Origin of the sequence: Pseudomonas sp. CM25 (genome assembly GCF_013179705.1) — a bacterium.
Classification (GTDB): Bacteria; Pseudomonadota; Gammaproteobacteria; order Pseudomonadales; family Pseudomonadaceae; genus Aquipseudomonas.
This window is the reverse complement of record NZ_JABMCW010000194.1, coordinates 1-10,610: the sequence shown is the minus strand read 5'-3', so window position 1 is coordinate 10,610 and position 10,610 is coordinate 1. Positions and strand designations below refer to the sequence as shown.

Here is a 10,610-nt window from a genome sequence, read left to right as displayed (position 1 = left end):
TCGCGCTCGCAAAGCACGTCTCAAGATGCACGAACTCGAAGTCGTGCGCCTGTGCGTGTTCCGCTCCTCGCAGCACATCTACGCCCAGGTCATTTCGGCCGACGGCAGCAAGGTTCTGGCAAGCGCCTCGACCTTGGACAAAGACCTGCGTGATGGCGCCACCGGCAACATCGACGCGGCCACTAAGGTTGGCAAGCTGGTAGCTGAGCGTGCGAAAGCCGCCGGTGTATCTCAAGTTGCCTTTGACCGTTCCGGCTTCAAGTACCATGGCCGCGTCAAAGCGCTGGCTGATGCTGCTCGTGAAGGCGGGCTGGAGTTCTAAGTTATGGCAAATAACGATCAAAAGCGCGACGAAGGCTACATCGAGAAGCTGGTTCAAGTTAACCGCGTTGCCAAAACCGTAAAAGGCGGCCGTATCTTCACCTTCACCGCGCTGACCGTGGTAGGTGATGGTAAGGGCCGTGTTGGCTTCGGCCGTGGCAAGTCGCGCGAAGTACCTGCCGCGATTCAGAAAGCCATGGAAGCTGCTCGTCGCAACATGATCCAGGTTGACCTGAAGGGCACCACCCTGCAGTACGCCACCAAGGCTGCCCACGGCGCCTCGAAGGTTTACATGCAGCCTGCTTCGGAAGGTACCGGTATCATCGCCGGCGGTGCAATGCGTGCTGTCCTGGAAGTTGCTGGTGTTCAGAACGTTCTGGCCAAGTGCTACGGTTCGACCAACCCAGTGAACGTGGTTTACGCCACCTTCAAGGGTCTGAAAGCCATGCAATCTCCTGAATCCATTGCTGCCAAGCGCGGCAAGAGCGTCGAGGAGATCTTCTGATCATGGCAACCGTAAAAGTAACGCTGATCAAGAGCGTCTCGGGCCGCATCCCTAACCACAAACTGTGCGTTAAGGGTCTGGGTCTGCGTCGCATCGGTCACACTGTAGAAGTCCAGGATACTCCCGAGAACCGCGGGATGATCAACAAGGCTTACTACATGCTGAAGGTCGAGGGCTAATCGATGAAACTCAATGATCTGAGTCCAGCGCCGGGTTCCCGTCGCGAAAAGCATCGTCCAGGTCGTGGTATCGGTAGCGGTCTGGGTAAGACCGGCGGCCGTGGCCACAAAGGTCAGACCTCCCGTTCGGGTGGTTCGATCGCTCCTGGCTTCGAAGGCGGTCAACAGCCGCTGCACCGTCGTCTGCCGAAATTCGGCTTCGTTTCCCTGAAAGCCATGGACCGCGCAGAAGTGCGTCTGTCCGAGCTGGCCAAAGTGGAAGGCGACGTGATCTCCGTGCAATCCCTGAAGGATGCCAACGTGATCAACCAGCACATTCAGCGTGTGAAAATCATGCTGTCTGGCGAAGTTACTCGCGCAGTCACCATCAAGGGCATCGCAGCCACCAAGGGTGCGCGTGCGGCTATCGAAGCAGCTGGCGGCAAATTCGAGGAATAAATGGCTAAGCAAGGTGCTCTCTCTTCGCTCGGTAAGGGCGGGATGTCGGAACTCTGGGCTCGTCTGCGCTTTCTGTTCATGGCGATCATCGTCTATCGGATAGGTGCGCATATCCCGGTTCCCGGCATCAATCCGGACCGTCTGGCGGATCTGTTTCGGCAGAATGAGGGGACCATTCTTAGCTTGTTCAACATGTTTTCCGGTGGCGCGCTTGAGCGCATGAGCATCTTTGCACTGGGGATCATGCCGTACATCTCGGCATCGATCATCATGCAGCTGATGACGGCGGTCAGCCCGCAACTGGAGCAGTTGAAGAAGGAAGGTGAAGCTGGCCGTCGCAAGATCAGCCAGTACACCCGCTACGGCACCGTTATCCTGGCACTGGTTCAAGCCATTGGCATGTCCATTGGCCTGGCCAACCAGGGCGTGGCGTTTTCTGCAGGGCTGGGCTTCCATGTCGTCGCCGTCTCCACGTTCGTGGCTGGCGCGATGTTCATGATGTGGCTGGGCGAGCAGATCACCGAGCGCGGTGTGGGCAACGGTATCTCGATGTTGATCTTCGCAGGTATCGTTGCCGGTCTTCCGAGAGCAATCGGGCAGTCTTTCGAGTCTGCACGCACAGGCGATATCAACATTTTCGCCCTGGTCGCAATCGGTTTGCTGGCAGTAGCGATTATCGGTTTCGTGGTGTTCATTGAGCGTGGTCAGCGTCGTATCGCCGTTCACTACGCCAAGCGTCAGCAGGGCCGCAAGGTTTTTGCTGCGCAGACCAGCCACTTGCCGCTGAAAGTGAACATGGCGGGGGTTATCCCGGCCATTTTCGCGAGCAGCATTTTGCTGTTCCCGGCTTCGCTGGGTGCCTGGTTCGGTCAGTCCGAAGGTATGGGCTGGCTGCAGGACATCTCGCAGTCGATCGCTCCTGGTCAGCCGTTGAACATTCTGCTGTTTAGTGCAGGGATCATTTTCTTCTGCTTCTTCTACACAGCGTTGATGTTCAACCCGAAAGACGTAGCGGAAAACCTGAAGAAGTCCGGTGCCTTTATTCCGGGTATCCGTCCTGGTGAGCAGTCGGCGCGCTATATCGATGGCGTTCTGACCCGTTTGACCATGTTCGGTGCTCTATACATGATGGCCGTCTGCCTTCTGCCCCAGTTCCTGGTGGTGGCAGCAAATGTGCCGTTCTACCTTGGCGGGACCTCGTTGCTGATTGTGGTAGTGGTTGTGATGGACTTCATGTCCCAAGTACAATCGCACCTCGTTTCGCACCAGTACGAATCCCTGATGAAGAAAGCCAACCTGAAAGGCTACGGCGGCAGCGGTTTGCTGCGCTGATACGCCCCTTAAGGTTCGAGGAGTCGGTAATGAAAGTTCGTGCATCGGTGAAAAAGCTGTGCCGTAACTGCAAGATCATCCGTCGCGAAGGCGTCGTACGAGTGATCTGCAGCGCGGAACCGCGTCACAAACAGCGCCAAGGCTGAGTGTGATTTGCGTCAAACCCAGCAGCTAGTGTGCTGCTGGGTTGATTAATCGTTTCTACAGCGATATTATCTCGCGCCCTATTTCTTGGCTTCCGGGGCGTAGGTAGCTGTCAATTGGAGTCCCACTGAATGGCCCGTATTGCAGGCGTCAACATTCCAGATAACAAGCATACTGTTATCTCGCTGACCTACATCTATGGTGTCGGTCGCACAACTGCACATAAGATTTGTGCAGACGCTGGTGTAAACCCAGCCGCTAAGATCAAGGATCTGAGCGACGAGCAAATCGAAACCCTGCGTGGCGAAGTCGCGAAGTTCACCACCGAAGGTGACCTGCGTCGTGACATCAACATGAAGATCAAGCGCTTGATGGACCTGGGTTGCTACCGCGGCCTGCGTCATCGTAAAGGTCTGCCGGTTCGCGGTCAGCGCACCAAGACCAACGCACGCACCCGTAAGGGCCCGCGTAAGCCGATCCGCAAGTAACCGCCCAGGAATATAGACATGGCAAAACCTGCTGCTCGTCCTCGTAAGAAAGTCAAAAAGACAGTGGTTGATGGCATCGCCCACATCCATGCTTCTTTTAACAACACCATCGTGACCATCACCGACCGTCAGGGCAATGCTTTGTCCTGGGCGACCTCCGGTGGTTCGGGTTTCCGTGGTTCGCGCAAATCCACCCCGTTCGCAGCCCAGATTGCTGCCGAGCGTGCTGGTCAAGCTGCGCTGGAATACGGTCTGAAGAACCTCGACGTTAACGTCAAGGGTCCAGGTCCAGGTCGTGAGTCCGCCGTTCGTGCATTGAACAGCTGCGGCTACAAGATCGCCAGCATCACCGACGTGACGCCAATCCCGCATAACGGGTGCCGTCCGCCGAAGAAGCGTCGCGTGTAATCAGGAGACAGAAGAATGGCACGTTACATTGGTCCAAAATGCAAACTGTCTCGTCGTGAAGGCACCGATCTGTTCCTGAAGAGCGGCGTTCGCGCTCTGGAATCGAAGTGCAACATCGAAGCAGCCCCAGGTATCCACGGCCAGCGCCGTGGCCGTCAGTCCGACTACGGTACCCAGCTGCGCGAGAAACAAAAAGTCCGTCGTATCTACGGTGTTCTGGAGCGTCAGTTCCGCGGTTACTACCAAGCTGCAGCCTCGAAAAAAGGCGCAACTGGTGAGAACCTGCTGCAACTGCTCGAGTGCCGTCTGGATAACGTCGTTTACCGTATGGGCTTCGGCTCGACTCGTTCCGAGTCGCGTCAGCTGGTTTCGCACAAAGCGATCAGCGTCAACGGTAAGACTGTAAACATTCCATCCTACCAAGTTCGTCCGGGTGACGTGGTCGCGGTCCGCGAGAAGTCGTTGGCTCAGCTGCGCATTGTTCAAGCCCTTGAACTGTGCGCCCAGCGTGGCCGCGTTGAGTGGGTTGACGTGGATGCTGCTAAAAAGTCGGGCGTTTTCAAGAACGTTCCTGCTCGCAGCGACCTGTCTGCCGACATCAACGAAAACCTGATTGTCGAGCTCTACTCCAAGTAAGGGCTAGAAAATAGGTGCATCCATGCAGATTTCGGTAAATGAGTTCCTGACTCCCCGCCACATTGATGTGCAGGTAGTCAGTCCGACCCGCGCCAAGATTACGCTCGAGCCTCTCGAGCGTGGTTTCGGCCACACCCTGGGCAACGCGCTGCGCCGCATCCTGTTGTCCTCCATGCCTGGCTGTGCAGTAGTCGAGGCCGAGATCGATGGCGTACTCCACGAGTACTCCGCGATCGAAGGTGTTCAGGAAGACGTAATTGAAATCCTGTTGAACCTGAAAGGCCTGGCTATCAAACTGCACGGTCGTGACGAAGTTACGCTGACCTTGTCGAAAAAGGGTTCGGGGGTGGTTACCGCTGCCGATATTCAGCTGGATCACGATGTCGAGATCGTCAACCCCGATCACGTAATCGCGAACCTGGCGTCGAATGGCGCCCTGAACATGAAGCTCACTGTAGCTCGTGGTCGTGGTTACGAGCCGGCTGACTCCCGTCAAACCGACGAAGACGAAAGCCGTAGCATTGGCCGTCTGCAGTTGGACGCTTCGTTCAGCCCGGTGCGTCGTATCGCCTATGTGGTCGAAAACGCCCGTGTTGAACAGCGTACCAACCTGGACAAGCTGGTCATCGATCTGGAAACCAACGGCACCCTGGATCCTGAAGAGGCTATCCGCCGCGCTGCGACCATCCTGCAACAGCAGCTGGCCGCGTTCGTCGACCTCAAAGGTGACAGCGAGCCTGTCGTAGTCGAGCAGGAAGACGAGATCGATCCGATCCTCCTGCGTCCGGTTGACGACTTGGAACTGACTGTACGTTCGGCCAACTGCCTCAAGGCGGAGAACATCTACTACATCGGCGACCTGATTCAGCGTACCGAAGTAGAGCTGTTGAAGACTCCTAACCTGGGCAAGAAGTCCCTGACTGAAATCAAGGACGTCCTGGCCTCTCGTGGTCTGTCTCTCGGCATGCGCCTCGACAACTGGCCGCCTGCAAGTCTTAAGAAAGACGACAAGGCGACCGCCTGATCGTCGTAATCACCGAACGTAGTGTTTGGTAAGGAATGAATCATGCGTCATCGTAAAAGTGGACGTCACCTGAGCCGTACCAGCTCTCACCGCAAGGCTATGTTCCAGAACATGGCAGTGTCGTTGATCGAGCACGAGCTGATCAAAACCACCCTGCCGAAAGCCAAGGAACTGCGTCGCGTTGCCGAGCCGCTGATCACCCTGGCCAAGGAAGACAGCGTTGCTAACCGCCGTCTGGCCTTCGACCGTACCCGTTCGAAGTCCGCTGTTGGCAAACTGTTCAACGACCTGGGCAAGCGTTACGCCACCCGTCAGGGCGGCTACCTGCGCATCCTGAAGTGCGGTTTCCGCGCTGGCGACAACGCGCCTATGGCGTACGTCGAGCTGGTTGATCGTCCGGTCGGCGGTGCTGTAGAAGCTGCTGAGTAAGACGTTCTGTCTGCTACAAAGAACCGGGCCTAGTGCCCGGTTTTTTGTGTGTGCATATATTGTTATTTTCTATTGATGCAAGTCATGTAATACATTTGTCCTTATGAACTTGCTCGTCGATACTCTCCCCATAGCCGATTAGCCGGCGCTTGAAGCCCGATAAGGAGAGCCCATGAGCAAGATTCTCACCACCGCCAGCGGTGCACCTGTAGCTGACAACCAGAACTCCCGTTCCGCAGGCCCACGTGGCCCGCTGCTGCTCGACGACTTTCACCTGATCGAGAAGCTTGCCCACTTCAATCGCGAGAACATCCCTGAGCGCCGCGTTCACGCCAAGGGCTCGGGTGCGTATGGCACCTTCACCGTTACCCGCGACATCACCGGCTACACCAGCGCCAAGCTGTTCGAGCAGGTCGGCAAGCAGACTGAGATCTTCCTGCGCTTCTCCACTGTAGGTGGCGAGCGTGGCTCTGCGGATACCGAGCGCGACCCGCGCGGTTTCGCGGTCAAGTTCTATACCGAGGAAGGCAACTGGGACATCGTTGGCAACAACACGCCAGTGTTCTTCATTCGCGACCCGCTCAAGTTCCCGGACTTTATCCACACGCAAAAACGCCACCCGCAATCCAACCTGAAGAACGCCCAGATGATGTGGGACTTCTGGTCGCACTCCCCCGAGGCTCTGCACCAGGTCACCATCCTGTTCTCTGACCGCGGCATTCCGGATGGCTATCGCCACATGCATGGCTTTGGTAGTCACACCTACAGCCTGATCAGCGCCGAGGGCGAGCGCACCTGGGTCAAATGGCACTTCAAGACCCAGCAAGGTATCAAGAACCTCACTCCGGCAGACGCTGCACGGCTGGCAGGTACCGATCCGGACTATGCCCAGCGTGATCTGTTCGAGGCCATCGAGCGCGGCGAATACCCACGCTGGACCGTGTGCATTCAGGTGATGAGCGAAGACCAGGCGGCGAGCCGCGGCGAAAACCCGTTCGATGTGACCAAGACCTGGTCGCAGAAGGATCACCCCCTTATCGAAGTGGGGGTGCTGGAGCTGAACCGCAACCCGCTCAACTATTTCGCCGAAGTGGAGCAGGCGGCGTTCGGGCCAAGCAACATGGTGCCGGGTGTCGGCCTGTCGCCGGACCGCATGCTGCAAGGCCGTGTATTCGCCTACGCTGATGCGCATCGCTACCGCGTGGGGACCAACCACCAGCAGCTGCCTGTGAACGCGCCACGCTGCGCGGTGAACAGCTATCAACGGGACGGCTCCATGGCCACTGGCAGTTATGCGGGTGCGCCCAACTACGAGCCCAACAGCTACGCCGAGGCACCGAAACAGTCGCCGCGCCACGCCGAGCCTGCACTGGCCCTGAGTGGTTCGGCAGACCGCTACGATCACCGCGAGGACAGCGACTACTACAGCCACGCCGGCGCCCTGTTCCGCTTGATGAGTGCCGAGCAGAAGGCCCTGCTGATCGACAACATCGCCGGCACCATGGCAGGTGTAAGCCTGGACGTGGTGCAACGGCAGTTGCAGTACTTCTTCAAGGCCGACCCGGCGTACGGCGAAGGCATTGCCAAGGCTTTGGGCGTCAATCTTGCCTAAGTCGAAGTGATAAGAAGAACCGCCCTCATTTGGGCGGTTTTTCAATGAATATCACTACTGTTTAGCCGAATTTTTGCTTCTAATTGCGCGTTTTTCAGTGACCGCGGGCAAAAGCTGGTTCACACTGTGTGGCATAGACGTATTCACATGGAGAAGCAGGGCGATGCAAGGTCACCCGGACGTAATCAACTACCTCGTCACGTTGCTGAAGGGCGAACTGGCGGCACGCGACCAGTACTTCATTCATTCGCGTATGTACGAAGACTGGGGCCTGTCCAAGCTCTACGAGCGTATCAACCACGAGATGGAAGAAGAGACGCAGCACGCCGATGCCCTGATGCGCCGCATCCTCATGCTCGAAGGCACCCCCGACATGCGCGCGGACGACCTGGAAGTGGGCAGCACCGTGCCGGAGATGATCGAGGCGGACCTCAAGCTCGAGTACAAGGTCCGCGGCGCGCTATGCAAGGGCATCGAGCTGTGCGAGCTGCACAAGGACTACGTCAGCCGTGACATCCTGCGTGCACAGCTGGCCGATACCGAAGAAGATCACACCTATTGGCTGGAAAAGCAGCAGGGCCTGATCAAGGCGATCGGCCTGGAAAACTACCTGCAGTCGCAGATGTAAGTTATCCACAGATCATGAAAAAGCCCCTGGCACCTTCGGTATCAGGGGCTTTTTCATGTTGTCGGATGTATTCAGGCCCGGTCCCGCTCCAGCAGCGGTTTCAGGTAATGCCCGGTATACGACTGTTTCATCGTGCTCAGCTCTTCCGGCGTACCGCAGGCAATGATCTGCCCACCTTTGGAACCACCTTCCGGCCCCAGGTCCACCAGCCAGTCGGCGGTCTTGATCACATCCAGGTTGTGCTCGATCACCACCACAGTGTTGCCGTGGTCGCGCAGGCGATGCAGCACGTCGAGCAACTGCTGGATGTCGGCGAAGTGCAGGCCCGTGGTCGGTTCATCGAGGATGTACAGGGTCTTGCCGGTATCGCGCTTGGACAGCTCGCGTGACAGTTTCACCCGTTGCGCCTCGCCGCCAGACAACGTGGTTGCCGACTGACCCAGCTTGATGTACGACAGGCCTACATCCATCAACGTTTGCAGCTTGCGCGCCAGCGCTGGTACCGCATCGAAGAACTCGCGGGCGTCCTCGATGGTCATTTCCAGCACTTCGTGGATGTTCTTGCCCTTGTACTTGATCTCCAGGGTTTCGCGGTTGTACCGCTTGCTCTTGCACACGTCGCACGGCACGTAGATGTCCGGCAGGAAGTGCATCTCCACCTTGATCAGGCCATCACCCTGGCAAGCCTCGCAACGGCCACCCTTCACGTTGAACGAAAAGCGCCCGGGGCCGTAACCCCGCGAGCGTGATTCCGGCACGCCGGAAAACAGTTCGCGGATCGGCGTGAAGATGCCGGTGTAGGTGGCCGGGTTGGAGCGCGGCGTGCGGCCGATCGGGCTCTGGTCGATATCCACCACCTTGTCCAGGTGCTGCAGGCCATCCATGCTGCTGTGCGCTGCCGCTTCCAGGCTGCTGGCACCATTCAGAGCGGTAGCGGCCAAGGGGTACAGGGTGTTGTTGATCAGCGTCGACTTGCCCGAGCCGGACACTCCCGTCACGCAAGTCAGCAGGCCGATCGGGACTTCCAGGTCGACGTTCTGCAGGTTGTTGCCCCGCGCGCCCTTGAGCTTGAGCTGCAGCTTCTTGTTGCGCGGCGTGCGCTTGGCTGGCACGGCGATCTTCTTGCGCCCCGACAGGTACTTGCCGGTCAGCGAGTCAGGGTGGTCCATGACCTCCTGCGGCGAGCCCTCGGCGACGATCTGGCCGCCGTGCACACCCGCCCCCGGGCCAATATCGACGACATAGTCGGCCAGGCGGATGGCGTCCTCGTCGTGCTCCACCACGATTACCGTGTTACCAAGGTCGCGCAGGTGGTTGAGGGTGGCCAGCAGGCGGTCGTTGTCGCGCTGATGAAGACCGATGGACGGTTCGTCGAGAATGTACATTACCCCGACCAGGCCGGCGCCGATCTGGCTCGCCAGGCGAATTCGCTGGGCTTCGCCACCGGACAGGGTATCGGCGCTGCGGTCGAGGGTGAGATAGTCGAGGCCGACGTTGACCAGAAACTGCAGGCGTTCGCAGATTTCCTTGAGGATCTTCGCCGCGATCTCGCCACGGCGACCGGTCAGGGTCAGCTCGGCGAAGTAGTTGCTGGCATCACCGATGGGCAGGTTGGTCACCGCCGGCAGGGTTTTTTCGCCCACCCACACGTGGCGTGCCTCGCGGCGCAGGCGGGTGCCGCGGCAATCCGGGCAAGGCTGGGTACCGAGGAACTTGGCCAGTTCTTCACGCACGGTGGCCGACTCGGTTTCGCGGTAGCGGCGCTCCAGGTTCGGCACGATGCCTTCGAACGGGTGCGAGCGCTTGACGATATCGCCCCGGTCGTTGAGGTACTTGAAGTCGACGCTCTGCTTGCCACTGCCCTGCAGGATCACCTTCTGATGCTCGGCCGACAGCTCGCCGAAGGGCTCTTCCAGGCTAAAACCGTAATGCGCGGCCAGCGAGCCGAGCATCTGGAAGTAGTATACGTTGCGCCGGTCCCAGCCGCGGATGGCGCCTTCGGCCAGGGTCAGCTCGCTGTTGACCAGGCGCTTGGTGTCGAAGAACTGCTTCACCCCCAGGCCGTCGCAGGTCGGGCACGCGCCGGCCGGGTTGTTGAAGGAGAACAGCTTCGGTTCCAGCTCGCTGATCGCATGGCCGCATACCGGGCAGGCGAAGCGCGCGGAGAAGATCGTCTCTTCGCCCTGCTCGTCGTCCATCGGCGCCACCAGGGCAATACCGTCGGCCAGCTTCAGCGCGGTCTCGAACGATTCGGCCAGGCGCTGTTGCAGGTCGGCGCGAACCTTGAAGCGGTCGACCACCACATCGATGCTGTGCTTCTTCTGCTTGTCGAGTTTTGGCAGCTCGTCAAGCTCGTAGAGCTTGCCGTTGACCCGGGCGCGCACGAAACCCTGAGCGCGCAGCTCATCGAATACCGCCAGGTGCTCACCCTTGCGCTCGCGTATCACCGGCGCCAGCAGCATCAGC

14 protein-coding genes are annotated in these 10,610 nt (G+C 58.7%); 13 read left to right on the top strand and 1 reads right to left on the bottom strand.

Annotated features, from left to right (window positions below; all coding sequences use genetic code 11):
- From rplR to bfr, 13 genes are all read left to right on the top strand, one after another.
- Positions 1–322 (top strand): 50S ribosomal protein L18 (rplR, locus tag HP546_RS19005; protein WP_218584554.1); only part of this gene is annotated, 322 nt, incomplete at its 5' end.
- A 3-nt stretch (positions 323–325) separates the two neighbouring features.
- Positions 326–826: a 30S ribosomal protein S5 gene (rpsE, locus tag HP546_RS19000; RefSeq protein ID WP_003255465.1), complete on the top strand. Its 501-nt coding sequence runs from the start codon at positions 326–328 to the stop codon at positions 824–826.
- Between the two features lie 2 nt (positions 827–828).
- Positions 829–1,005: a 50S ribosomal protein L30 gene (gene rpmD / locus HP546_RS18995; RefSeq protein ID WP_011531895.1), complete on the top strand. Its 177-nt coding sequence runs from the start codon at positions 829–831 to the stop codon at positions 1,003–1,005.
- Positions 1,006–1,008: 3 nt separating this feature from the next.
- Entirely contained in the window at positions 1,009–1,443 is a 435-nt protein-coding gene (gene rplO, locus HP546_RS18990; RefSeq protein ID WP_003255461.1) for a 50S ribosomal protein L15, read from the top strand.
- Positions 1,444–2,775, top strand: coding sequence for a preprotein translocase subunit SecY (gene secY / locus HP546_RS18985; RefSeq protein WP_003255459.1), 1,332 nt, complete (start codon positions 1,444–1,446; stop codon positions 2,773–2,775).
- Between the two features lie 29 nt (positions 2,776–2,804).
- On the top strand, positions 2,805–2,921 hold the full coding sequence (gene rpmJ / locus HP546_RS18980) for a 50S ribosomal protein L36 (RefSeq protein WP_002555468.1): 117 nt from the start codon (positions 2,805–2,807) through the stop codon (positions 2,919–2,921).
- A gap of 129 nt (positions 2,922–3,050) precedes the next feature.
- The gene (rpsM, locus tag HP546_RS18975; RefSeq protein WP_172228320.1) at positions 3,051–3,407 is read left to right on the top strand and encodes a 30S ribosomal protein S13; all 357 of its coding nucleotides are present in this window, start codon (positions 3,051–3,053) and stop codon (positions 3,405–3,407) included.
- Positions 3,408–3,425: 18 nt separating this feature from the next.
- Entirely contained in the window at positions 3,426–3,815 is a 390-nt protein-coding gene (rpsK, locus tag HP546_RS18970; RefSeq protein WP_003255454.1) for a 30S ribosomal protein S11, read from the top strand.
- Between the two features lie 15 nt (positions 3,816–3,830).
- Positions 3,831–4,451 carry a 30S ribosomal protein S4 gene (gene rpsD, locus HP546_RS18965; RefSeq protein ID WP_012270238.1) on the top strand — a complete coding sequence of 207 codons (621 nt, stop codon included), beginning with the start codon at positions 3,831–3,833 and terminating at the stop codon, positions 4,449–4,451.
- Positions 4,452–4,473: 22 nt separating this feature from the next.
- Entirely contained in the window at positions 4,474–5,475 is a 1,002-nt protein-coding gene (gene rpoA / locus HP546_RS18960; RefSeq protein ID WP_003255452.1) for a DNA-directed RNA polymerase subunit alpha, read from the top strand.
- Between the two features lie 42 nt (positions 5,476–5,517).
- A complete protein-coding gene (gene rplQ / locus HP546_RS18955) occupies positions 5,518–5,904 on the top strand; it encodes a 50S ribosomal protein L17 (RefSeq protein WP_003255451.1) in 387 nt (128 codons plus the stop codon).
- Positions 5,905–6,076: 172 nt separating this feature from the next.
- Complete coding sequence (locus HP546_RS18950) at positions 6,077–7,516, top strand: catalase (protein ID WP_172228318.1); 1,440 nt, start codon at positions 6,077–6,079, stop codon at positions 7,514–7,516.
- A gap of 163 nt (positions 7,517–7,679) precedes the next feature.
- Positions 7,680–8,144, top strand: a complete 465-nt coding sequence (gene bfr / locus HP546_RS18945; protein ID WP_003255449.1) for a bacterioferritin — start codon at positions 7,680–7,682, stop codon at positions 8,142–8,144.
- Positions 8,145–8,215: 71 nt separating this feature from the next.
- On the opposite strand, the gene uvrA is transcribed toward bfr, so the two are convergent.
- Positions 8,216–10,610, bottom strand: a 2,395-nt coding sequence (gene uvrA / locus HP546_RS18940) for an excinuclease ABC subunit UvrA (RefSeq protein ID WP_172228316.1), incomplete at its 5' end; no start/stop codon positions are given.